The sequence below is a fragment of the Amycolatopsis pithecellobii genome (assembly GCF_009707865.1).
Classification (GTDB): Bacteria; Actinomycetota; Actinomycetes; order Mycobacteriales; family Pseudonocardiaceae; genus Amycolatopsis_E; species Amycolatopsis_E pithecellobii.
Genome location: NZ_WMBA01000001.1, coordinates 241,066 through 263,010 on the forward strand (window position 1 = coordinate 241,066; position 21,945 = coordinate 263,010).

Annotated in this window: 20 protein-coding genes and 1 pseudogene; 12 read left to right on the top strand and 9 right to left on the bottom strand. The window is 67.2% G+C overall.

Translation table 11 applies throughout. The features are described from left to right. Positions 1–121: 121 nt before the first annotated feature. From GKO32_RS01205 to GKO32_RS01220, 4 genes are all read right to left on the bottom strand, one after another. Positions 122–1,057 carry an NADP-dependent oxidoreductase gene (locus GKO32_RS01205; protein WP_154754853.1) on the bottom strand — a complete coding sequence of 312 codons (936 nt, stop codon included), beginning with the start codon at positions 1,055–1,057 and terminating at the stop codon, positions 122–124. A 117-nt stretch (positions 1,058–1,174) separates the two neighbouring features. After that, entirely contained in the window at positions 1,175–1,471 is a 297-nt protein-coding gene (locus GKO32_RS01210) for a muconolactone Delta-isomerase family protein (RefSeq protein WP_154754854.1), read from the bottom strand. A 13-nt stretch (positions 1,472–1,484) separates the two neighbouring features. Continuing rightward, positions 1,485–3,455, bottom strand: coding sequence for an alpha-ketoacid dehydrogenase subunit alpha/beta (locus tag GKO32_RS01215; protein WP_154754855.1), 1,971 nt, complete (start codon positions 3,453–3,455; stop codon positions 1,485–1,487). A 21-nt stretch (positions 3,456–3,476) separates the two neighbouring features. Then, a complete protein-coding gene (locus GKO32_RS01220) occupies positions 3,477–3,917 on the bottom strand; it encodes a VOC family protein (protein WP_166459316.1) in 441 nt (146 codons plus the stop codon). Positions 3,918–4,094: 177 nt separating this feature from the next. On the opposite strand from GKO32_RS01220, the gene GKO32_RS01225 reads away from it, so the two are divergent. Genes GKO32_RS01225 through GKO32_RS01245 form a run of 5 tightly spaced genes read left to right on the top strand, consistent with a single transcriptional unit; the run spans position 4,095 to position 9,619 of the window. Beyond that, a complete protein-coding gene (locus GKO32_RS01225; RefSeq protein ID WP_166459317.1) occupies positions 4,095–5,141 on the top strand; it encodes an ABC transporter permease in 1,047 nt (348 codons plus the stop codon). Between the two features lie 60 nt (positions 5,142–5,201). Next, positions 5,202–6,305, top strand: a complete 1,104-nt coding sequence (locus GKO32_RS01230; protein WP_154754858.1) for a sugar ABC transporter substrate-binding protein — start codon at positions 5,202–5,204, stop codon at positions 6,303–6,305. A gap of 36 nt (positions 6,306–6,341) precedes the next feature. Next, a complete protein-coding gene (locus tag GKO32_RS01235; protein WP_154754859.1) occupies positions 6,342–7,880 on the top strand; it encodes a sugar ABC transporter ATP-binding protein in 1,539 nt (512 codons plus the stop codon). A 14-nt stretch (positions 7,881–7,894) separates the two neighbouring features. Continuing rightward, positions 7,895–8,485 carry a VOC family protein gene (locus tag GKO32_RS01240; protein ID WP_154754860.1) on the top strand — a complete coding sequence of 197 codons (591 nt, stop codon included), beginning with the start codon at positions 7,895–7,897 and terminating at the stop codon, positions 8,483–8,485. A 6-nt stretch (positions 8,486–8,491) separates the two neighbouring features. Further along, entirely contained in the window at positions 8,492–9,619 is a 1,128-nt protein-coding gene (locus GKO32_RS01245; RefSeq protein ID WP_154754861.1) for a glycoside hydrolase family 113 protein, read from the top strand. 32 nt (positions 9,620–9,651) lie between these two features. Here the strand turns inward: GKO32_RS01245 and GKO32_RS01250 are convergent. Further along, a pseudogene (locus tag GKO32_RS01250) lies at positions 9,652–10,259 on the bottom strand (IS110 family transposase). A 284-nt stretch (positions 10,260–10,543) separates the two neighbouring features. Between GKO32_RS01250 and GKO32_RS01255 the strand changes: the two are divergent. Next, positions 10,544–11,299, top strand: a complete 756-nt coding sequence (locus GKO32_RS01255) for an SDR family NAD(P)-dependent oxidoreductase (RefSeq protein WP_154754862.1) — start codon at positions 10,544–10,546, stop codon at positions 11,297–11,299. A 49-nt stretch (positions 11,300–11,348) separates the two neighbouring features. Here GKO32_RS01255 and iolM (GKO32_RS01260) read toward each other — a convergent pair whose 3' ends face one another. Beyond that, positions 11,349–12,515, bottom strand: a complete 1,167-nt coding sequence (iolM, locus tag GKO32_RS01260) for a scyllo-inosose 3-dehydrogenase (protein WP_166459318.1) — start codon at positions 12,513–12,515, stop codon at positions 11,349–11,351. A 40-nt stretch (positions 12,516–12,555) separates the two neighbouring features. Next, complete coding sequence (locus GKO32_RS01265; RefSeq protein WP_166459319.1) at positions 12,556–13,296, bottom strand: SDR family NAD(P)-dependent oxidoreductase; 741 nt, start codon at positions 13,294–13,296, stop codon at positions 12,556–12,558. A gap of 240 nt (positions 13,297–13,536) precedes the next feature. Between GKO32_RS01265 and GKO32_RS01270 the strand changes: the two genes are divergently transcribed. The 3 genes from GKO32_RS01270 (at position 13,537) to GKO32_RS01280 (ending at position 16,621) form a co-directional block, all read left to right on the top strand. Further along, positions 13,537–14,289 (top strand): GntR family transcriptional regulator, encoded by a 753-nt coding sequence (locus GKO32_RS01270; protein WP_166459320.1) that lies wholly within the window; start codon positions 13,537–13,539, stop codon positions 14,287–14,289. A 173-nt stretch (positions 14,290–14,462) separates the two neighbouring features. Then, the gene (gene iolM, locus GKO32_RS01275) at positions 14,463–15,650 is read left to right on the top strand and encodes a scyllo-inosose 3-dehydrogenase (RefSeq protein WP_154754866.1); all 1,188 of its coding nucleotides are present in this window, start codon (positions 14,463–14,465) and stop codon (positions 15,648–15,650) included. Then, positions 15,647–16,621: a cyclase family protein gene (locus tag GKO32_RS01280; RefSeq protein ID WP_154754867.1), complete on the top strand. Its 975-nt coding sequence runs from the start codon at positions 15,647–15,649 to the stop codon at positions 16,619–16,621. The genes iolM (GKO32_RS01275) and GKO32_RS01280 overlap by 4 nt, the downstream gene beginning before the upstream one ends. A gap of 45 nt (positions 16,622–16,666) precedes the next feature. Here GKO32_RS01280 and GKO32_RS01285 read toward each other — a convergent pair whose 3' ends face one another. Together GKO32_RS01285 and GKO32_RS01290 are read right to left on the bottom strand one after the other, a co-directional pair. Continuing rightward, a complete protein-coding gene (locus GKO32_RS01285; protein ID WP_154754868.1) occupies positions 16,667–17,470 on the bottom strand; it encodes an SDR family NAD(P)-dependent oxidoreductase in 804 nt (267 codons plus the stop codon). A gap of 9 nt (positions 17,471–17,479) precedes the next feature. Beyond that, positions 17,480–18,463 carry a fumarylacetoacetate hydrolase family protein gene (locus GKO32_RS01290; RefSeq protein WP_208024227.1) on the bottom strand — a complete coding sequence of 328 codons (984 nt, stop codon included), beginning with the start codon at positions 18,461–18,463 and terminating at the stop codon, positions 17,480–17,482. Positions 18,464–18,714: 251 nt separating this feature from the next. On the opposite strand from GKO32_RS01290, the gene GKO32_RS01295 reads away from it, so the two are divergent. From GKO32_RS01295 to GKO32_RS01305, 3 genes are read left to right on the top strand one after another with little or no spacing between them, the layout of a single operon-like run. Further along, positions 18,715–20,037, top strand: coding sequence for an FAD-binding oxidoreductase (locus tag GKO32_RS01295; protein ID WP_208024228.1), 1,323 nt, complete (start codon positions 18,715–18,717; stop codon positions 20,035–20,037). 7 nt (positions 20,038–20,044) lie between these two features. Further along, positions 20,045–20,824, top strand: a complete 780-nt coding sequence (locus tag GKO32_RS01300; protein WP_166459321.1) for an SDR family NAD(P)-dependent oxidoreductase — start codon at positions 20,045–20,047, stop codon at positions 20,822–20,824. 47 nt (positions 20,825–20,871) lie between these two features. Next, positions 20,872–21,894, top strand: a complete 1,023-nt coding sequence (locus GKO32_RS01305; RefSeq protein ID WP_154754870.1) for a VOC family protein — start codon at positions 20,872–20,874, stop codon at positions 21,892–21,894. Positions 21,895–21,945: the final 51 nt, after the last annotated feature.

Here is a 21,945-nt window from a genome sequence, read left to right on the forward strand (position 1 = left end):
ATCGAACGACACTAACCGATCGATGATCGGCTCAATCGCGTACTCGTCGATGGATCCGGTTCGATGCCGGACGCGTGGCCGCCGGGCAGTACCCATTGGGCCATCCCAGTAGGTCCGGAGTTCACGGGGTCAGGACGAGCAGGCCGCGCCTAGCGCCGCCGGCGGCGTTGCGCTCGTGCGCACTGCGGGCGTCGTCCAGGGGAATGGTCTCGGCGACGGCCACCGACAGCGCGCCCGAGGCCGACAGCGCCGAAACCAGCCCGAGCTGGGCGCGATCGGTGCGGTAGGCCCAGTTGATGCTGGTGATGCCGCGGCGCTGCTGCGGGGCACTGTTGAGCAAGGACACGTAACTCCCGCCGTGCGCCACCGCATCCATGGCCGCGACCCCCATCGTGGCGGCGTCCAGTACGCCGTCGACACCGCCCGGAACCAGGGCACGCACCGCCGGGCCGAGGGACTCTTCACGGGACACGAACTCGACCGCACCGAGCTCGCGTAGTGCGTTCTCGTCGCTTTCCCTTGCCTGGGCGAGGACCCGGCGGCCCCGCAGCGTGGCGAGTTGGACAGCCAGCCGGCCGACCGCGCCGGCCGCACCCGTGATCAGGACCCAGCCGGTGGGCGGAACGGCGAGGGCGTCGAGTGCCTGCCAGGCGGTGACCCCGTTCAGCGGCAGACCGGCCGCTTCGCTCCATGGCACGTCTTTCGGCGCGGGAGCCACCGCCCACTCTTCGAGGACGACGTACTCGGCCTGGCAGGCGGTGCGCTGATCGAGGCGTTCCTGCAGGCCGATGACGGGCTGGCCGACGGCCACGGTCGACACGTCGGCTCCGACGGCTTCCACGATGCCGGCGACGTCGATACCGACCCCGTACTGATCAGCTTCGGCCGCGGCACCGAACTGCACGTACATGCCGCTGGTGGACTGGAAATCGGCCGGGTGCAGCGGTGCCGCGACCACCCGGACGAGGACCTCGTGCGGGTCAGGAACAGGCGTCGGCGTCTCGATGACTTCGATCTTGCCCGGCCCGCCGAGACTTCTGACCACGACTGCACGCATGAACGACAACCTTCCCAAGATCCGTTACCCGGTGACCTCCTCACGGTCGGGTATGCGCGGGACGGCAGGAAGGGCGGCCTGAACCAGGGGTCTGCCGGAACCACCTTGGGCGCGCCATCACTGGCCGGTCGCGAGTGGATCGGAGGGATGCGGTCCAGTCGGGTGGACGGTGATCCGCATGAAGGGCCGCAGCGGCAGAGTCGACAGAAGGGCCTCCAGCTCCGTCTCGTTCTCCGCGCGCCACAGGCCCCAGTTCGCCCATTCGCCGGGGACACGCCATAACCGCACGAGGTGGCCGGTGGCAGCGAGGTGCTGCGCCGTGTCGCGCTCCCGCCGTCGGAGTTCGTCCAGCTCCGACGGCGGCAGGGACGCAGGGACCTGGATATGGATGTTGACGAGATACTCGTGCGGCATGGCCTTCCCGCTCCTAGCCTTTCGCGAGGCGGCGTGCGGCATCGGTGATCGTGGACGCGGTGGGCACCAGTGCTTGCTGCAGGGCGCCGGCGGCGGGCAGCCGCGTGTCACGGGCCCCGAGCCGTTCGATGGGGGCGGTGAGCTGATCGAAACGTGCGCTCTGGATGCGGCTGGCGATTTCGGCGCCGAACCCGCCGGTGAGGTTGGCCTCGTGGACGATGAGGACCCGCCCGTTCCCGGCGTCGACGGCGTCGAAGATCGCCTCGTCGTCGAGCGGGTTCAGCCAGCGCAGGTCGAGGACGGTCGCCTCGATTCCCTCTTCGCTGAGCTGCCCGGCCGCGTCCAGCACACGGTGGAGCACCGCACCCCAGGTGATGATCGTGAGGTCACCGCCCTCCCGGCGGCGAACCGCACCGCCGAGAGACTCGGTGGGGGAGTCGGCGTAGACCTCGCCCTTGAGCTGGTAGAGCTCGCGGGCTTCGATCAGCACGACCGGGTCGTTTGAGGCGACGGCGGCGCGTGTCATCGCGTAAGCGTCTCCCGGAGTCGCGGGCAGTCCGACGCGCAAGCCGGGGATGTGCGCGAGCAGCGCCTCCAGCGACTGGTCATGCTGAGCACACGAACCCGGAGTCGCGCCCTGCTGGGTGCGCACGACCAGTGGTGCCGACAGCCGGGACTGCGTCAGATAGCGCACGTTGGCGGCCTGGTTCACGAGCTGGTCGAGTGCGACGAGCATGAAGTCCGCCCACATGATCTCCACGACCGGGCGCATGCCCTCCATCGACGCCCCGACCGCGGAGCCGAGAATCGCGCTTTCGGAGATCGGGGTGTCGAAGACCCGCGCCGCCCCATGCTTTTTCTGCAGGCTGCGCGTGACGCCGAAAATACCTCCCGCGAAGCCGACGTCCTCGCCGTAGACGAGGACCTCGGGACGTTCCCCGAGTTCACGATCCAGCGCGAGGTTCACAGCACGCTGATAGGTCAGCTCCGTGCTCTCTCCGGCAGGCGAAGCTGGGCGACGAAGTTCGGCCGGTTCATAGAGGTGGGCGGCGGCGTCCGCGGTGCCGGGTTCGGGCATCTCGCGTACCTCCCGCACCACGGAGGCGATCAGCTCGGCGACTTCCGCATCGACGGCGTCAAGCTCGTCACCGGTGACACCGGCCGATTGGAGGCGCTCTCGCAGACGCACCAACGGCTCACTGGTGCGGGCGAGCTCGACGTCGTCCTTCGGGCGATAGTGCTCGATATCCCGGTTGTAGTGGCCGCGCAGCCGCGTCGTCCGGCAGACGAGCACGGAAGGTCCCTCGCCGGATCGCGCAGCCGCGATCGCGGCCCGTGCGGCTTCCGCGACGGCCGCGGGATCATTGCCGTCCACCACGCTGCCGGCGATTCCATAAGCGGCTCCGCGGTCGGCCAGTTCTTTCCGGAGCAGGCTCGAGGTGCGGGTCATCTCGGACCAGCCGTTGTCCTCCACGACGAAGACCACGGGCAGCTGGTACGCCGCGGCGAAGATCATGCCCTCGTGGACCGATCCCTGGTTTATCGCCCCGTCGCCGATCGACACGACCGCGACGCGGGAGGTGCCCTGATGCGTCGCCGCGAGCGCGACGCCGGCACCGATTGGAACTCCTGCGCCGACGATCGAGTTCTCGCCGAAAAAGCCGTGCTCGGGGGAGCTGAGGTAGGCGGAACCACCGCGACCCCCGTTGACGCCGCCGGCCCGCTGGGCGATTTCCGCGAACAGCGGAACCAGGGGGATGCCCGCCGCGATCGCCCAGCCATGCCCCCGATATGTGGGCAGGACACGGTCGCCCGCATCCAGTGCGGCGCGAACGCCCACGGCGACCGCCTCCTGTCCGGTGCTGGTGTGCACCGAGCCGGGGTAGAAGCCTTCCGCGCTCAACGCGAGGGCGGCTTCCTCGAACTGCCGGATGATCTGCATGTCCTTGTACATCGCACGCAGTGTGGGGATATCGGTGTACATATCGTCCTTCTCGGTTCGGGATCAGGCGGCCGGAGCGGGGCGCTGAAGAAGTTCAAGGGTGATGCCGTCGGGGCCCTTCAGATAGCAGGCGCGACCTCCGGCATTGATGCCTTCCGTGATCGCGACCGGCTCCGAGAGGGGGATGGCGCCGCGCTCGGTGACCCTGGCGAAGACGGGATCGATGTCGGGCACCAGGAACGCGAGATGCATCGCGCCCGGCTGCGGGTTTCTGAGTGAGAGCTCCTCGAGTTCGGGCGCGTCGTAACAAATGAGCTCGATGATGTGACCGCTCAGCGGCCGCGGCCCGTCCGTGAAACGCAGCTGTGCGATGCGAAAGCGCGCCTCGGGTTCGCCGACGAGACGCCGGGAGTACGGGTTGTCCTGCACCTGGATGTGCACGACCTCCATCCCGAAGCCGTAGGTGAAGAAGTCGATCGCGCGCTCAAGATCGCGCACGGTCATCCCGACGTGGAACACGGAGACAGCCATGTCTCTCCTCTCGCGTGGCCTCCCTGGTTGCGGAAGACATGGGTCATAATATACAAAAAACGAGAGATGACGACTGACGCCACATTAGTATACGATCCACGGCGAGCTGTACCGCTCGTAACGACGGAGATACGAGATACGAGGCCAGAGATGGACCAGACTCGAGGCAGCACCGCGGAACTGAGTGAAGCTCCTCAGACCACGCCCACGCAGACGACCGCCCTCGGAGGCCGCAACCGGACGCTCTTGGGCCGGATCTTCTCGGTCGACGAGCTCGGCCCGCTGCTGGCACTGGTGGTGCTCGTGGTCGTGATCGGCAGCTTCCACTCCCGATTCCTCGACGGGGACGTCGTCGTCAACACCATCCGCTCGGCCTGCTTCGTCGGCATCGTCGCCTACGCGATGGTGTATCTGCTGGCGATGACCGAGATCGACCTGTCGGTCGGTGGTACCTATGCGATCGCGATCATCCTTGCGGCGGAGTGGATGTCGGCCATCGGACCGTGGCTGGCGGCGTTGCTGGCGATTGTCGTCGCGGTGGCATTGGGAGCGCTCAACGGCGTTCTCGCCAACGTCTTCCGGATCCCCGTCATCCTCATCACCCTGGGGACGTTCTCGGCGTATCGGGGGCTCGTCCAGGTGATCACCGGCGGGCGGCCGGCGTCCGGACTCCCGCTCGACTCGAGCTTCTTCTCCGTGCTGGGCGAGAACTGGCTGGGCGTGCCGGTCGCCGCATGGGCCGCGCTGACCCTCGGCGTGATTCTCACCTTCGTCTTCAAGAAAACGCGTTTCGGCGCCATGGTCCGGGCGACCGGATCCAACCATCAGGCGGCGGAGTTCTCCGGTATCCCGGTTCGCCGGATCCGGCTGTACGGGCTGATGCTGACGGGCGGTCTTGCCGGCGTGGCGGGCATCCTGAGCCTCGCGTACTACCAGGGTGCCGACCCCGCGGTCGGGGTCGGCTTCGAAATGCAGGTCATCGCGGCGGCGATCATCGGCGGGACAGCCATCAGCGGTGGCACCGGCACCGTTCCCGGTGCACTGATCGGTGCCTTGATCGTCGCCGTGATCAACAGCGGATTGGTCTTCTTCTCGGTCGACCCCAACTGGACGTTGTTCGTGACAGGCGCAGTGGTCGTCGTCGCCGTCTGCTCCGACGCCGTCCTGCGCCGCCGCCGGGAGCGGCGCGCCAAGTGACCGTGAACCCCGCTTGAGACTTCCGACATTCCAGTAAATACAGGAGAGGAATCCACTCCCATGAGCACCAAGAGCTCAAGGATGCGCTCGCTCGCGCTCGTTGCACTGGGGGCCGTGACATTGCCCCTCGGCTTGGCCGCGTGCGGCGATGCCGGGTCGGCGCAGTCCGGAGGCCCCGGGCACAAGCCCACTGTCGTGGTGGCGGCGCTTCAGGCAGCCGCGAAGTACTACCAGGAGGAAATGGACGGCGCCAAGGCCTTCGGCGTCGAGGACGGAAACGTCAACCTCACGGTCACCGCCCCGCCGAGCTACGACTCCGGGGTGGCCCAGAAGCAGATCAGGGATCTGCTGGCCACCGGCCCCGACGCCATCGGCATCACCCCGCAGCCGCCGGACCTCTGGGGACGGACGATGAAGGACGCCGTCTCGCGACTGGATGGGAAGGTCATCTCGTTCAGCGAACGCACGGCGTCCACCGAGAACGGCGCCAAGGACGCGGCGGTCAAGACGACGGTCGGTTACAACGACCGGGGCCAGGCCCGGACCCTGCTGGAGCAGACCATCAAGGTCGGCAACATCCCGGCCTCCAGCACCGGCAAGGTGCTCCTCGCCGGGTGCACGGCGGACCAGACGGGCACGGTTGCGCTCCGGCTGCAGGGCTTCCAGGATGCGGTGAAGGAGCTGCTGCCCCAAGCGCAGGTGGTGACGCTCGTTTCCGCACCCGACGTGAAGGAGAACCAGGATCGCTGGTCGTCCGCGCTGACAGCTCATCCCGACGCGGTGCTGGCCGCGGGCACCTGTGAGCCGGACGGGCAGAGCCTTTACCGGTTGAAGAAGGAGCGCGGCTACAACTTCGCGCTCGGCGCCATGGAGCTCACGCCCGAGTCGATTTCCGGCCTCAGGGACGGGCTGACCACCGCCGTGCAGTCGGCGAATACCTGGTTGATGGGCTACACCACCGCTCGCATGCTGACCATGGCCGCCCGTGGTGAAAAGCTCCCCGCCGGGTTCGTGGCGACGGGAGGAACCCTGTTCACCAAGGACAACGTCAATGACACTGAGGTGCGCGAGACCGACCCGGCCAAGTTCTACAAGCCGCTTGTGGACAAGCTTTTCGCGAACGGAATGCCCAAGGCGGCGCCGGTCGCGGATGCGTGGAACTAGCCGGAAAACCCCGAACGAGACGCCAGCGAGGACCCCATGTACACGGTCAAAGATCTGCACAAGACCTACGGTGGCGTGACGGCCCTCGCCGGCGTCGACTTCGAGATCCTTCCCGGCGAGGTGCACGCGCTGCTGGGCGCCAACGGCGCGGGCAAGTCGACCCTGATCAAGATCCTCGTCGGCGCCGCCCAGCCGGACGCGGGTCGGCTCGAGCTCGACGGCGCGCCGGTCAGCTTCACCAACACCCGCGATGCGGCCGACCGTGGTGTCGCGATCGTGTCGCAGGAGCTGACGCTCTTCCCACACCTCGACGTGCTCCAGAACCTGTTCCTCGGCCGGGAACCGCTCGCCGCCGGGATCGCCCTCGACCGGCGCGCGATGCGGCGTATCGCCGCCCCGGTACTCGCGGCGATCGGCCTGGATGTCGACGTCAGCCGGCCACTCGGTTCCTTGCGGCTCGGCGAGCAGCAGCTGGTCGAGATCGCCCGTGCGCTGCTCGAGGATCCGAAGATCCTGATCCTCGACGAGCCGACGTCGGCTCTCCAGGCGACCGAGACCGAACGGCTGCTCGGCGTGGTGCGCAATCTGCGTGACCGTGGCGTCGCCGTCGTTTATGTGTCCCACTTCCTCGAGGATGTCTTCGCCGTCGCGGACCGGATCACGGTGCTGCGGTCGGGCAAGGTCGCCGTCTCCCGTCGCCCGCGTGCGGAGATGACAATCCAGGGCACGGTTCGCGCGATGCTCGGCGAGGCCGTCGCCCACGATCGCCGGACGTCCGAAACCGTGGCGTTCGATGACGCGTCCGGCTCGGCCGGGTCGCTCGTCCTCACGGGCGTCGCCGTCACGGGCATCCTCGAGCCGTTCGACCTCACCGCAAGGCCGGGCGAGGTCGTCGGGCTCGCGGGCCTGGAAGGCTCCGGCGCTCGTGCCGTGCTCGACGTGGTTTTCGGTCGCCTGCGGCCGAGCCGGGGCCGGATCACCTTGCCGGAAGGCGGCGGCTGGCCGATGACGATGAACCGTGCGGTGAAGGCGGGGATCGCTTATATCCCGGCGGACCGCAAGCGGCTCGGGCTGATGCTGGACGTGTCGATCGCGGAGAACATCAGTACGGTCAAAGGCGGACCGTTGAAGCGGATGGGCATGGTGCTCGGCCGCCGGACGATGCAGCGCCGAGCCGAGCACTGGCGCGAAACCCTGAACATCGCGATGTCCAGCTCGGCTCAGCCGGTCGGCTCGCTCTCGGGTGGGAACCAGCAGAAGGTCGTCTTCGCGAAGTGGCTGGAAGCGGATCCTTCGGTGATCCTCCTCGACGACCCGTCGCGGGGCGTCGATGTGGGCGCGAAGGATGACATGCATGCGATCATCGCGCAGATGGCGGCCGGCCAGAAGGTGGTGCTCTACACGTCCAGCGACCTCGAGGAGATGGCGAAGATCTGCGACCGGGTCGTTGTCTTCTTCGGTGGCCGTGCCGTGGGCGAGGTGGGCGGCGAGCAGCTCTCCGAGAGTGTCCTGATGGAGGCGATCAACGTCGGCGGGGTCGATGAGGGTCGCACCGAACGTCTGCGTCAACTGTGAAGGGGAGTTCAGCCGTGACATCAGCCAGCAGTTTCGGTAGCACCGGCGCGCCGACCATCTTCGGCAGGCCGATCGTCCACATCGGATACACGGTCGAGAGCATTCCGGATGCTGTCGACTTCCTTGCCGGCACCTTGGGTGCGGGCCCGTTCTTCCTGATGAAGGACATCCGCATCCCGGTGCTCCGCAACGCCAACGGCCCGATCATCTGGGACCACTCGGCCGCCTTCGGCCAATGGGGTAACGTCGGCATCGAGCTTCAGCAGATCGACAAGCTGGAGCCCGCCGACGCGTTCGGGCCCACCTACCAGCGGACCAGTGGGGTCAACCACGTCGCTTACCTCGCGGACGACCTCGCCCAGGAACGCGCACGGCTGGAGGAAATGGGGCTGCCGCTGCTGTTCGAAGCGTCGAACGGGCCGCACGAGTCACTCCTGTTCGACGCGCCGCTGCTGGGCCACACGATCGAAGTCCACCAGGACTTCGCGCTGTTCCAGCAACTCCGGGCGGTGATGGTGGCCTCGGCCGAAGGGTGGGACGGCAGCGACCCGCTCCGTCCCGTGCCCCGCGCGCTGCAGGAAACGCTGGCGAGCGCGGACGTCTGATCGGTCATGGGATTCGAGAGCACGAAGCTGCGCAAGGTCGCGGGATTCTTCGGTGTGGCACGCAATGGCGCGAGATGGTCGTTCATGGACCCGCGGGGTGCCCCGTTCTTCAGCCTCGGGGTCAATCACGCCGACGAGAGCAATTTGAAGTACCCCAGCAACATTGAGATCTGGCGCCGACGGTACGGCTCACGCGCGGCGTGGATCACCAACGGTGTGGTGCGTGACCTCGATGCCTGGGGCTTCAACACCATCGGGTGGACCTCGGAGTGCGTGGCCTTGGGTGAGGTAACGGTCAACGACTATGAGGCTCCCTACGACGCCAAGCACTCCAAGCCGTGGGAGATCACCGATTTCGCGATCGCCGGGAGGCCGTACTGCATCGCGTTGCCGGTCGCACCGATCGAGGGGTGGAACCTCAACCCGGTGTTCCCGGATGTGTTCTCGCGCGAGTGGGAGGAATGGTGTGCGTACCTCGCGCGATCACTCGTCGCCGACTTCGCCGACGATCCCCACCTGATCGGCTATTTCTTCGTCGACATTCCTTCGTGGACCTCCCATCCGAGCGGTGCCTACTTCCCCGGGGTCGAGCGAGGTGACGAGACGGGCCTCGCGGCGGTGGCGAACCGGTACTACCAGACCATCCACGACGCGATCCGCGCCTACGATCAGAACCATCTGATCCTCGGTGATCGCTACAACGGAAACGCCGGGATACCCGATGTCGTGCTCGATGCCATGGCGGGGTACGTGGATGTGTTGTCGGTGCAGTACTTTCCGGACGCTTCCGCCGAGGGGCGCTGTCAGATGCGTGACGACCTCGCCCGGTGGCATCGGCGTTGCGGTAAGCCCGTTCTCATCGCCGACATCGGCAACTGGTGCGCCACCGCGCACAATCCGCAGCGGGTGAGTGAGCTGGCGGATCAGCGTGCCCGAGCCGAGGACTACGTCGCCGCGTTCGACGCCGTCCTCGATGGGCCGTGGCTCATCGGCTGGCACTGGTGCTCGTATCTTGAGAACTACAGCCGCGGATGGGGGCTCAAGAGCCCTGAGGATGACGCGTATGACGATCTGGTGGCCCCCATCAAGGAGTTCAACGCCTCCGTCCCGGACCGGCGACTGTCAGTCTCCTGACCACAAAGAACCTCCCAGCGGGGTTTGTCAAGTCACGCAGCCACCGGGATTGGGGGTGGAGCGTGGTAGTCGGCGTTGTCGCGGAGTATGGCCCACGGGACGTTGAGGCGTCGGCGGGCGAGGCAGAGCAGGGCTTGTTCGGAATTCCGCCGCGGGGTCGGGCCGGAACCCGGCAGGGTGAGGATCACCTCGGCGTGGCGGTGCTGGCGAAATCGTTCCTCGATCATCGCGTCGATCTCGGCGATTTCGGCGTTGAGGGCGATCACCCCCTTGGCCAGTCGTTCGACCATCGCGGCGGCAAGTGTCCTGTGCGGGAGGAGTCGAGGCTGGGTTCCAGTGCGGGGAAGTATTCCAGCAGTTGGCGGGGGATCCGGTTGATCGCGTGGGTGCGGTCGCAGACCAGGTCGGTGCGCCGGTTGGTCAGGGTCGGCAAGTCCACCGAGATCTCGTCCCCGGCCCGCAGCGGGTCGAGGTCGCGGCGGACGCGGGCCTGGTCGGGGCTCAGGGTCGAGGGTTCGGTTTCGTCGTTCTGGACTCGCCGGGACAGCAGCCGCTCGCCGTTGTCGTTGATCACCACACAGTGGTGGTGTTCCTTGCCGATGTCCACGCCGGCCCAGATCCGGGGCACGACCACCTCCATCACTCACCAGAACAGTCCACCCACAGACGACCACGTCGACTATGTCCTACACAGCGATCCGCCACCGGCATGCGTGACTTCTACGAGCGCTACATCGCGGTGCTCAACGCCGGTACGCCCGCGAAGGAGTGGCGGGGCGTCACCCACGGGCAAACTCGTTCGAGAACGTGGAATTCGCCGTCTACACGGTGCGCGACGGACGCTTCCTGCACCTGTCCTCCATGCACGATGCGGAGACCCTCCAGCAGCAGCTGATGGGGATACACACACCGAAAGGGGTTTTGATGTCAAGTGAGCTGAAGGGCAAGGTGGCGCTGGTCACCGGCGGATCCCGGGGGCTGGGCGCCGCTATCGCCGTGGCACTGGCGGAACAGGGCGCGGATGTGGCGATCAGCTATGTCGCGTCAGCGGAGAAGGCGGCGGCGGTCGTCCGGGAGGTCGAGCAGACGGGCCGCGGCGCGCTCGCCGTCCAGAGTGACCAGGCGGACTCATCGGCTGCCGCGTCTTTGGTCGAGGCGGTGGTGTCCCGCTTCGGAAAGCTCGACATCCTCGTGAACAATGCGGCCATCACGGTTCAGGGCAGGCGAGTCGATGATCCGGAACTCGACGCCGACGAGCTGGACCACTTGTGGCACACCAATGTGCTCGGAGTGGTGGCGACAACGCGTGCGGCGGCGCGGAACCTCTCGGACGGTGGCCGCATCATTTTCATCGGCTCGTCCATCGCCAGCCGGGTCGTCGTCCCCGGCGCGGCGGATTACACCGGGAGCAAGGCCGCGATCGTGGGATATGCGAAGGGCGTCGCGCGTGATCTCGGCCCTCGCGACATCACCGCGAACGTCGTCGAGCCGGGCATCATGCCTACGGACATGGCCGCGGAGGCAGCCCACAACATGTCGCCCATCATGATGGACCTGCATGCGATCCGCCGAATCGGAACGGTGGAAGAAGTGGCCGGCACGGTGTGCTTCCTCGCGGGGCCCAACGCGGACTACATCAGCGGAAGCGTCCTGACCGTCGCCGGCGGATACCACATCTAGGCCCCGATCAGCAAAGGTGGCCGGCCCGGAATCGGGCCGGCCACCGGCGTTATCCGGGCAGGCCTTGCGGGTGGATCAACAACTTGGCGTCCTGACCCGTTGCCGCGCGCTCGATCGCCGCGATTCCCTCGTCCAGCGAGAACCGGCCGGTGATCATCTTCGTCAGGTCGAGCTTGCCCGCGGCGTGCAGGGCGACGACCGCCGGGTACCCGCCGCCGAGGTGGGCGACCGCTCCGTACATCGACGCCGAGCGGAACATCAACGGCACCGTGTCCATCGGGAACGGCTCCTTGTTGACGCCGAGGCACACGATCTTCGCGCCGACCGCGATCGAGTCGAAGATCGCCGGCATCACCCGTGAACCGGCCCCGCTGGCGTCGACGACCATGTCGACGCCGACCCCCTGAGTCTCGGCGAGCAGCCACGCCGCGGCATCGCCGGTGGTCGGGTCGAAAGTGGCGGTGGCGCCGAGCGCGGCGGCGATATCCCGCTTGGGCGCGGCCGGCTCGAGGGCGAGAATCCGGCCGGCCCCCAGTGCGCCGGCGAGCCCGACCGCCGCGAGCCCGACCGGGCCGCAGCCGAAGACCGCGACCGTGTCGCCGGGCAGGAAGCCCCCGGCCCGGCTGATCATCCCGTTGTAGACGACGGCGGCCGGTTCGGTGAGGGCTCCCACGTCATACGCGTAGTCCTCGCCGTAGCGCTCGGCGACGGCGGTCAGTGGCCAGCAATTGCGTTCGTGGGCCACGGACAGCGTCGCGGTGCCGCCGTCGAGCGTGAAACCCCGGTCCTCGATGAAGTCGCAGCTGCTCGGGATCCCGCGGAGGCAGGGGCGGCAGCGCCCGCAATTGACCTGTCCTTCGACCGCGACCAGGTCGCCGGGCCTGACCCGCGTCACGGCCTTGCCGACCTCGATGACTTCGCCGGAGTACTCGTGCCCGATCGCGATCGGCATCCGGGATTGGGCGGGATGGTTGAGGTATCCGTGCTCGTCGGGCACGAACATGTGGACGTCGGATCCGCAAATCCCGCATACGCGATCGCGGATCAGCACGTCATACTCGCTCGACGGGACGGGATCGGGACGCTCCGCGACGGCCATGGTGGGGTTGTGCCAGACCATGTTGCCGCGCCGAGCGCGCCGTGACCGCTCCTCCGCGGCCGTGACCTCGTAACCGGCTTTCGGCTTCCAGTCCGCGGTCAGCACGAGACCCTTCATTGCGATACTCACTTTCTCGTCAGAACAAGGAACGCGATGGTCAGGAACCCTGGAGTCCGCCGTGGATTCCGAAGTCCTCACCGGTGATGTAGGCGGCGGCATCGGACACCAGGAAGGCGACGAGTTCGGCGACCTCCGTCGGTGAGCCGAGGCGCCCGAGTGGAATACGGCTCTCCCACTCCCGCCGCACGGCGTCGGGAGAATCCGCCCCCAGCTCGGTACGGGCGGCCCGGATCCCTTCGAGCATCGGTGTTTCCACCAGGCCCGGCGAGACGGAGTTGACGCGGATACCGCCCTCGGCGAGTGCAACGGCGGCCGACTTGACGAGCGAGATCGTCGCTGCCTTCGAGGCCGCATAATGCGCGGCGAAGGGCCTGCCCACTCTCCCCGCCGTCGAGGCGAAGAGCACCACACTGCCGCCGCCGGAACGCGCCATCTCCTCGGCGGCGGCCTGGACGGCGAAGAACGCGCCCCGCACGTTCACGCAGAAAATCCGGTCGAAGGCGGCGGGCGTGATCCGCGCGAACGGCTGGGTGTCCATCACGCCGGCGGCGTTGACCAGGCCGTCGAGCCGGCCGTACTCCGCGACGGCGTGCCGCAGCACTGGCCCGATCGCGTCGACATCCGCGAGGTCGAGCGTCACCCAGCTGCCTCCCGGCGGAGGCGGGGCCGCCTGGCGGTCGATGCCGATCACCGTCGCGTTTCGCTCGACGAGCAGCTGCACGCAGGCTTCCCCGAGACCCGACGCAGCGCCGGTCACCGCGACCACTTTGCCCTTCATCGCGCTCCCTCGGTCGTGATCACATGACGCTGCCATGTTAATATGCTAACTAGTCGAATGTATATCTCCTACGGGAAACGAGGGTCGGCGCTGTAATCAATTGGCTGAGCGCTGTAACCGCATCGTGGTATCGTGGACCGTCAGCTGCGAAGTGGACTACAAGGCCCATGATATTTGTGGACACCACTGGCATACTTGAAGTCTGGTCGCGTTGACCATTGCACAGGGATAGAGGTTTCCGTGACCGTAGCCACTGAACGAGACGACCGTGCCCTCGGCGTCTCCGAGGCGCGGGCCCGTCTCCGGCAGGCCGTTTTGCGGACAGAGCTGCGCCCCGGCACCGTGTATGCGCAGGACGAGGTGCGAAAGTTGCTCGACGTCGGCCGCACGCCGTTCCGCGAGGCCCTGCGCATGGTCCAGATGGAGAACCTCATCGATATCCTGCCGAACGGCAGGCTGAGGATCCCCCCGCTGGTGATGGATGACGTCACGCATGTGCAGATCGCGCGCATCGCGCTGGAAACGGCGGCCGCGAGGGCATCGGTCCCGAAGCTCGGGCCGGAGGACTTCGCACACCTCGAAGGCTTCATGGCGCAGATGTCGCACTACCTGAGTTCGGACCACTTCGACCGGGTCGAGACGCCTCATCTCGAGTTCCACCATGCGCTGCTTGCGAAGGCCGGGCCGACCATCCTGATGAAGATCGAGGAGCTGAGCGACCGGGTCCGCCGATACCGATGGGCGCACTCCGTGGAATTGCGCAGTGGCTGGCCGAATCGGACCGCGGAGCATCGCGCGATTCTCGACGCCGTGATCGCTTGCGACGTCGAGGGTGCCGTGGCACAGCTGGTCCGGCATTACCTGGAATCGGGGCTGCTCCTCGCTGAATTCATGAAGGAGTCGGACCCCGACAGCAGTCCGGAACGATTTGAGGAAGCGATATTGGCGAGCCTCGCGCCGTCGGTTCGCACCGCGGTGCGCAAACTGCGTTAGCCGGACAGGCCGCCACCCCGAGCTGTCACGACGCCGGGCCCGAAGAAGGGCCCGGCGTTTTTGTGCCCAGCTGCCGACCCTTGTCATGCATCTCGGCCGGTCGTATACTTTTTACGCTGCAAGTGCTAACGCGGCGTTTGAATATCTGCTCATGGGAGAGGGGACTGCGGCGCATGAGAGGTCTTGTGGTGTCGGCGGACTGGAAGCCCAAGGCGGGCTATCAGGTCACGGCCGAGGAGGAAATGTCCGGCCGGGTGAGGCTGGCCAACATGGTCCTGCACAACCCGACCCTCTCGGTGGCCGACCGGCCCGACGCCCAGCTCTCGGGCGAGCACGACGTGCTGATCCGCAACGTCACCAGCGGCATCTGCGGGAGCGATCTGCACATGGTCACGTCCGATGAGGACGGTTACATGGACCTGCCGGCGCCCTTCCGGGTGCCGGTCGCGCTGGGGCACGAGAACTCCGGCCAGGTCGTCGAGGTGGGCAGCGCCGTGACGCGCGTGCGGCCAGGCGATCTGGTCGCCGTCGAGGCCCAGGTTGAGTGCGGCACGTGCCGGGCCTGCCTGCGTGGGCTCACCGCCGCCTGCGAGCGGCTGTGGGATCGCGGCTTCACGCTCGACGGGGGTACGGCCACGATGTCGGTGGCGCACGAGCGGCACTGCTGGCCGTTGACCGCGGTCGCTGACCGCCATGGCGAGCGCAAGGCCTACGACATCGGTGCCCTCATCGAGCCGTCGAGCGTTGCCTACAACGGCATGGTGAACCGGGCAGGCGGCTTCCGGCCCGGGGACACCGTCGCGGTCTTCGGCGCCGGCCCGATCGGGCTCGCGGCCGTCGGGCTGGCGAACGCGCTGGGGGCCGGCCGTGTTCTCGCCCTCGACCCGTCGGCGTCCAAGCGGGAGATCGCGTCGGCGCTCGGTGCGACCGAAACGTTCGACCCCACTGCCGGCGAGGCCGGCCAGTGGCTCCTCGACCGCACGGGCGGGGCCGGTGTCGATATGGCGCTCGACGCCACGGGCGCCGGCAGGATCGTGATGCCGGCGATCGTTCCGGCCATCGCTGTCGGCGGCAAGATCGTGTCGCTGGGCGCGAATATGGCGCCCGTCGAAGTGGACACGATCAAATTGATGTTCCGCGCGGCATCGATCTATTTCACGCTCGGCCATCTCGGCGGCGGGTTTCCGGCCGTCATCGCCTTGCACGCCGCGGGCAAGCTCGACCTCACCAAGATGATCACCGGGCGATTCGCCCTTGACGACGGCGTCGCCGCGATGGAACGGGCCCTGAAAGGGCAGGACGCGAAGATCCTCATCCATCCGCACGGCGTGGATGCTTACCCGAAGGCGGTTTCTCAATGAGTGCGGGCACACCCTTGGTCACCACCGAGGCGATCGAGGAGTACATCGCGAAGTACTCGAACTGGGGCCGCTGGGGCGACGCCGACGAGCTCGGCGCGGTCAACTTCATCACCCCGTCGATCGTGCGCGGCGCGGCTCACAGTGTCCGTGCGGGCCGCGTGGTCGGGCTGGGCCTTCCCTTCGATCAGCACGGACCGCAGACGGGCGTGCTCGGCCGCACCAACTGCCTGCGCTATTCGACGGCGACGGGTACGGATCACGCCAACGGTTTGCAGCGGCTCGCGGGCGAGGAACTGCCGCACGGTTTCGGGTTCGCCGATGACGTCATCGTCATGCCGTTGCAGTCGGCGACCCACTGGGATGTGCTGTCGCATATCTTCCACAACGGCCGCATGTACAACGGGCGCCCGGCGTCCACGGTCACCGCGACCGGCGCGGAGTTCAGCGGTGCGCAGGCCTGGCGGGAAAGCCTGGTGGGACGGGCCGTGCTGCTCGATCTCCCGGCGACTCTCGGCGTGGACTGGCTCGAAAACGGGCATGCCATCGACGCCGATCAGCTCGATGCCGCCGCCGAATTCGGGAAGGTGAAGATCCGCGAGGGGGACATTCTCCTGCTGCGGACCGGCCGGCTCAAACGCGCGCGTGCCGAAGGGTGGGGCACCTATGCGGGCGGTGACTCGCCCGGTCTGAGCTACTACACGGTCCCGTGGCTCGCGGCGCACGGAATCGCGGCGGTGGCCAGCGACACGTGGGGCGTCGAGGTCCGGCCCAACGAACTTCCCGGCGCTTTCCAGCCATTCCACATCCCCGCGCTGGTCTACATGGGACTGGCGCTCGGCGAGATGTTCGACTTCGAGGGGCTGTCGCAGGCCTGTGCGGAGGAAGGACGCTACGAGGTGCTCTTCTCCGCACCGCCGCTGGCGTTCACCGGGTCGGCCGGGGCCCCTCCGGGACCGGTGGCGATCCTTTGAGATCCGGCCGGCCTCCGGAGCGTCATCACGGAGGCCGGCCGGCTGCTATTTCCCAGGAATCCCGAGCAGACTGGTGGTTCCGCCGTCGGCATAGATCACCTGGCCGGTGATGAAGTCGGCGGCGTCGGAGGCCAGAAACGCCACGATCGAACCGATGTCCTGCGGCCTGCCGACCCGGCCCCACGGAACGATCCCCGCTCCCCATTCCGTGGTGTAAGGCACCGTCCGCTCCTGGGTGAAGTACCGGGGCGTCTCGATCAGACCCGGGCCCACGGCGTTCACCCGGATCCGCCGGTCGATCAGCTCCATCGCGACCGTCCGCGTCATCGCATTGATCGCCCCCTTCGACGCGGCATATGCGGCCGTCGGCGGAAGACCCGCGAAGGCATGGACCGAGCTCAGGTTGACCACCGAACCGCCACCGTCGGCCAATGCCGGAATGGCGGCGCGCAGGCACAGATAGGTGCCGCGGACGTTCACGGCGAACAGGCTGTCGAATTCGTCCGCCCCGAGCTGCTCGATGGGGCGCTCGACCGAGATGCCCGCGTTGTTGACCAGGATGTCGAGGCCGCCCAGCGCTTGCGTGGCCTCCTCGATCAGCCGCTCGCATTCGTCCACACGGGACAGATCCGCTTTGATGGAAACCCCGTCTTTGCCTACGTCCGCGAGCAAGGAGAGGGTTTCGGCCGGGGCGCTGCCGGCATGGTGCACGACGACATTCGCTCCCCGCGCGGCCAGCTCGACGGCGATACCCTGGCCGATACCGGTGGCGGCGCCGGTGACCAGCGCGCGCTTTCCGGGTAGTTCCCATCGTGCGTGCCGGTCGCGAAGGTGCTCTGCTGTGGTCATTTCGCGCTCCTACCGGGCGGTCTCGGCAACACAGACATTGCGCTGCGTCCCCAACCCCGTGATGGTGCCTTCGATGACGTCACCGGGCTGGAGGAAAACGCCGTGCGCCGCACCGTTGCCCGCCGGCGATCCGGTGAGGATCACGTCTCCGGGCCGGACCTCCGCGACGGTGGAGATGTGCGCGATCAGCTGCGCGACACCGAAGAGCATGTCCGAGGTCGATTCGTTCTGCATCGTCGTGCCGTTGACGGCGAGCACGATGTGCAGATCCTGCGGATCGCCGACGTGGACGGCGGGGACGAGCAGCGGCCCCAGCGGGAGGAAGCTGGGGGAGTTCTTGCCCGCCAGCCAGTCGATTCCGAGCACACCCGCATCCCAGCGGGCCAGCGCGTCACGAGCGGTCAGGTCGTTGCCGATCATGTAGCCGGCGACCAGGTCGAGGGCGTCCTCGACGGCGACGCGGCGGCCGGATCGGCCGATCACCACGGCGAGTTCGAGCTCCCAGTCCGGCTGCTGTGAGTCGGACGGGAGGGTGATCTCGTCGGTAGCGCCCACGATGGCGTGGGACGAGCCGAGGAAGACGAACGGCCGTCCCTCGGCGGCGCGGGCATCGAGGAGCTCGCGGGTGTTCTGCCTGCGGTCGCCATCGGCGAGGCCATCGGATGTGTCGCCGCGGTCCTCGGCCGCGGACAACAGGTCGAGCACGTGCTGCCGGTAGTTGGCGGCGGCTTGGAAGATCTGCCCCGTCGGTTGCAGAGGCGGCAGGGGCCGCAGATCGGCGAGCCGCAGCTCCGCAGTGCCGGTGAAGCCCTCGTCGGCGAGTTTCTGCAGTTCCGGCAGACGAGTGGTCCACTCGTCGACGATGCTCCGGATGCTGACGTCCGCGCCGAGGAACGGCCGAAGGTCGTAGGCGCGCTCGTCGAGCACCAGGCAGGGCATCGCGCTGTCTCCGAGGGAGTAGGTGCCGAGCGCGAAGCGAGTTCCGGTAGTCAAGGCAGATCCTCCACGCAATGTCGATAGTCTAGCTAGACGTACATCTAGGATGTAGATGTATATCTTATGGACATTCGTAGCTTGGACGCAATGACGTATTCACTTGGGGGTGTGTTGACCTCGGCCTTGCGGCCGGCGCTGACCGGTGCCTGGCGCGAGCGGTTGACCAGCAGTTGTCTCGATCCCTATACTTCTGGCGAAATGCATACTTTCTGTAAAAAGATATCTTCGACAAGGCGATGGGGCCGGTGATGCACATGCCCGAGGTGGTGCTGGAACGCGGTGCAGCCGCCTACGAGCAGGCCAGGCGGGACGCGGTCTGGAACGGGCGAACTCCGCATCGCTATCCCGACGTGATCGTGCAGGCCCAGACGTCCGAAGACGTGATCACCGCCGTTGGTCTCGCGGCGCGGAAGGACCTGCGGATCGGCGTCCGGTCGGGCGGCCACAGCTGGGCGGGCAATCACCTGCGGGACGGCGGCATGCTGCTGGACGTCTCCCGGCTCGATCAGCTGGAGGTGGATCCGGATGCGATGACCGCCGTCGTGGGTCCCGGTTTCAAGGGAATCGCCGGGGCTCTCCAGCCCTATGGCCTGTTCTTCCCGGGTGGGCACGACCTGGATGTCGGCGTCGGCGGGTATCTGCTGCAGGGCGGGTTCGGCTGGAACGGCCGCGTGCACGGCCCGGCCTGTATGAGCGTCGAGGCGATCGACGTCGTCACCGGCGATGGTGAACTGGTGCACGCCGACGAGCACCACCATTCCGATCTTCTCTGGGCGGCGCGCGGCTCGGGTCCCGGGTTTTTCGGCGTCGTTGTGGCGTTTCATCTGCGCCTGTACCAGGCGCCGAAGCACATCGCCAGTAGCTTGCTGCGTTTCCCGTTCGAAATCGCCGAAGACGTGTTCCGCTGGGTCCAGGAGGTGACGCCGACGCTCGCCCGCGAAGTCGAGCTGTCGCTGTTCGTCCACCGCAATGAGAACGGGGAACCGGAGATCACGCTTACCGCTCCAGCTCTCGTGGATTCGGCAACTGAAGCGGCCGAGGCTCTCGCGTTCGTCTCCGAATGCCCGCTGCTCGCGAACGCGCTGGAGATCGTGCCGAACTCGGAGGTCTCGCTCTCGGACCTCTACGCGGGCGTGGCCGGGTTTTACCCCACGGGCGCGCGATATGCGGTCGACAACATGTGGACGCACGCCCGCGCTTCGGAACTCCTTCCCGGTATCCGGAAGATCGCGGAGACCCTCCCGCCGTACCCGTCGGCGATGATGTGGAACCACTGGGGAGGCGATGCGTCGTCACGGCCGCCGATGGCGTTCAGTGTCGAGGACGAGACCTACCTCGCCGTATACGGCGTGTGGAACGACCCCGCCGACGACGAGCGATACGCCACCTGGCCCGAGGAGCGGATGCGCGAAATGGCGCATCTGTCCACCGGAATCCAGCTCGCCGACGAGAACCTCGGCCGACGGCCCGCACGCTTCGTCAGCGACGAAAACCTGGCCCGGCTCGATGAGATCCGTGCCCGCTACGACCCGGCCGGCCGCTTCCATTCCTGGATGGCGTCGACGAAATGAGGAACGTGTGCGTCTGAAGGACAAAGTCGCGGTCGTCACCGGAGGCGGCCAGGGCATCGGGCGCGGCATCGCGCTCGCACTCGCCCGCGAGGGGGCACGGTGTGTGCTCGCGGCCAGAACCCGCTCGAACCTCGAAGCGACACAAGACGAAATCGAGGCGGCCGGCGGTGAGGCGATCATCGTGCCGACGGATCTGCGTGCGCCCGAGGAAATCGAGCGCCTCGCCGGGGAAACGCTCGAGCATTTCGGGCACGTCGACGTTCTCGTCAACAACAGTGGTATCGCCGGCCCGATGCAGGAGCTCTGGAAGATCGACCCGGCGGAATGGGACGAGACGTTCGACGTCAACGTCCGAGGTGTTTTCCTGACCTGCAAGGCTTTTCTGCCGGCGATGATCGAGCGGCGGAGCGGAAACGTCATCATCATCGGCTCGCCGTCCGGAAAGCGCCCACTCCACGGGCGCAGCGCCTACGCCACCGGAAAGCTCGGTCTCGTCGGTCTGGTGCGTACGCTCGCGTGGGAGATCGGTCCCTATGGCCTGCGCGTCAACCTGATTTCCCCGAGTGGGTCCGATGGTCCGCGCATGCACGCGGTGATCCGTGGTCAAGCGGAGACGCGCGGGCTTACCTACGAGGAAGTGCACGAGGAGTTCGTGCGCCTTTCGCCACTGGGGCAATTCACACCGGTGGAGGATGTCGGCAACGCCGCGGTGTTCCTGGCGTCCGACGAGGCGGCGTCGATCACCGGCGAGGACCTGAACGTCTCGTCGGGTCTGGTCATGTACTGACCTGCCGCTGATGCCCATCCGGAAAGCAGATTCGCACAATCAACGAAGTGGAGAACATCACCATGTCACGCCGCACGGTTTCTCAGCTGGCATACGTGGAGCTGGCGACGCCAGACCTTCAGAAGTCGCGCGACTTCTTCGTGAACGTCCTCGGATTGACCGAGATTGCCCAGACAGGCGACGGAATTTTCCTGCGCGCATGGGGCGATTTCCTGCCCTACAGCCTGCAGCTGGTGGAGGGCCCGGTGCCGGAGGCCCGCCGGATCGGCTGGCGCGCCGACAGCGCCGAGGACCTGGAGCACGTGGTCGAGGTGCTGAAAGCCGACGGCCGCGAAGGTGAGTGGACCGGCGAGAACATCGGGCGTGGCCGCGCCTACCAGTTCCGCTCGCCCGGCGGGCATGGGCACGAGATCTTCTGGGACATCAAGCAGTTGGCCGTGCCGGAGGAGCTGCGCTCGACCTACCCGAACCGCCGGCAGAAGTTCTCGCCGGTCGGCGTGGCCGCACGCACGATCGATCACGTGACGTTCGGCACCGACGACGTCCTGCGTGACGTGCTCTGGTTCCGCGACAAGCTCAACTTCCGCTACATGGAATACACCGCCTTGGACGAATCGCCCGAGACGGTCTTCTTCGGCATGGTCTCGAGCACCGAGCAGGCGCACAACCTCGGCATCATGCAGAACGCGACCGACGTGCGCGGCGCGGTCCACCACGTCGCCTACTGGGTGGACCAGGAGATCGACGTGTATCGGGCGGCCGACGTCCTCATCGAGGCGGGCTTCCCCGTGGAGTTCGGGCCGGGCAAGCACGGAATGGGGGAGAACACCTTCCTCTACGTGCGCGAGCCCTCCGGCTTCCGGATCGAACTCTTCTCGGGCGGCTACCGCAACTACATGCCCGACTGGGAGCCGGTCGGCTGGACGCCTTCGAGGGGCTCGCTGGACGCGTTCCGGAACCGGTCGGTGCCGGACTCGATCAACGAGCTGTTCCCCGGCGGGCGTGCGGGCGCCATCGACCACAACGGCACCGCCGAGCAGAGCCCCTTCGCGATCCCGGGCATCAGCTGACGAAAGCACGGTGTGCCGGTGCCGGATGAGAACCAGTCCGGCACCGGCGCC

Bases quoted from the DNA above. Each gene is read 5' to 3' on its own strand.
- GKO32_RS01295 (WP_208024228.1), top strand. From the start codon at position 18,715: ATGCACATGCCCGAGGTGGTGCTGGAACGCGGTGCAGCCGCCTACGAG.
- GKO32_RS01215 (WP_154754855.1), bottom strand. From the start codon at position 3,455: ATGTACACCGATATCCCCACACTGCGTGCGATGTACAAGGACATGCAG.
- GKO32_RS01285 (WP_154754868.1), bottom strand. From the start codon at position 17,470: ATGACCACAGCAGAGCACCTTCGCGACCGGCACGCACGATGGGAACTA.
- GKO32_RS01245 (WP_154754861.1), top strand. From the start codon at position 8,492: ATGGGATTCGAGAGCACGAAGCTGCGCAAGGTCGCGGGATTCTTCGGT.
- iolM (WP_154754866.1), top strand. From the start codon at position 14,463: ATGAGAGGTCTTGTGGTGTCGGCGGACTGGAAGCCCAAGGCGGGCTAT.
- GKO32_RS01210 (WP_154754854.1), bottom strand. From the start codon at position 1,471: ATGCCGCACGAGTATCTCGTCAACATCCATATCCAGGTCCCTGCGTCC.
- GKO32_RS01265 (WP_166459319.1), bottom strand. From the start codon at position 13,296: ATGAAGGGCAAAGTGGTCGCGGTGACCGGCGCTGCGTCGGGTCTCGGG.
- GKO32_RS01255 (WP_154754862.1), top strand. From the start codon at position 10,544: ATGTCAAGTGAGCTGAAGGGCAAGGTGGCGCTGGTCACCGGCGGATCC.
- GKO32_RS01225 (WP_166459317.1), top strand. From the start codon at position 4,095: ATGGACCAGACTCGAGGCAGCACCGCGGAACTGAGTGAAGCTCCTCAG.
- GKO32_RS01220 (WP_166459316.1), bottom strand. From the start codon at position 3,917: ATGACCGTGCGCGATCTTGAGCGCGCGATCGACTTCTTCACCTACGGC.
- GKO32_RS01235 (WP_154754859.1), top strand. From the start codon at position 6,342: ATGTACACGGTCAAAGATCTGCACAAGACCTACGGTGGCGTGACGGCC.
- GKO32_RS01280 (WP_154754867.1), top strand. From the start codon at position 15,647: ATGAGTGCGGGCACACCCTTGGTCACCACCGAGGCGATCGAGGAGTAC.
- iolM (WP_166459318.1), bottom strand. From the start codon at position 12,515: ATGAAGGGTCTCGTGCTGACCGCGGACTGGAAGCCGAAAGCCGGTTAC.
- GKO32_RS01230 (WP_154754858.1), top strand. From the start codon at position 5,202: ATGAGCACCAAGAGCTCAAGGATGCGCTCGCTCGCGCTCGTTGCACTG.
- GKO32_RS01205 (WP_154754853.1), bottom strand. From the start codon at position 1,057: ATGCGTGCAGTCGTGGTCAGAAGTCTCGGCGGGCCGGGCAAGATCGAA.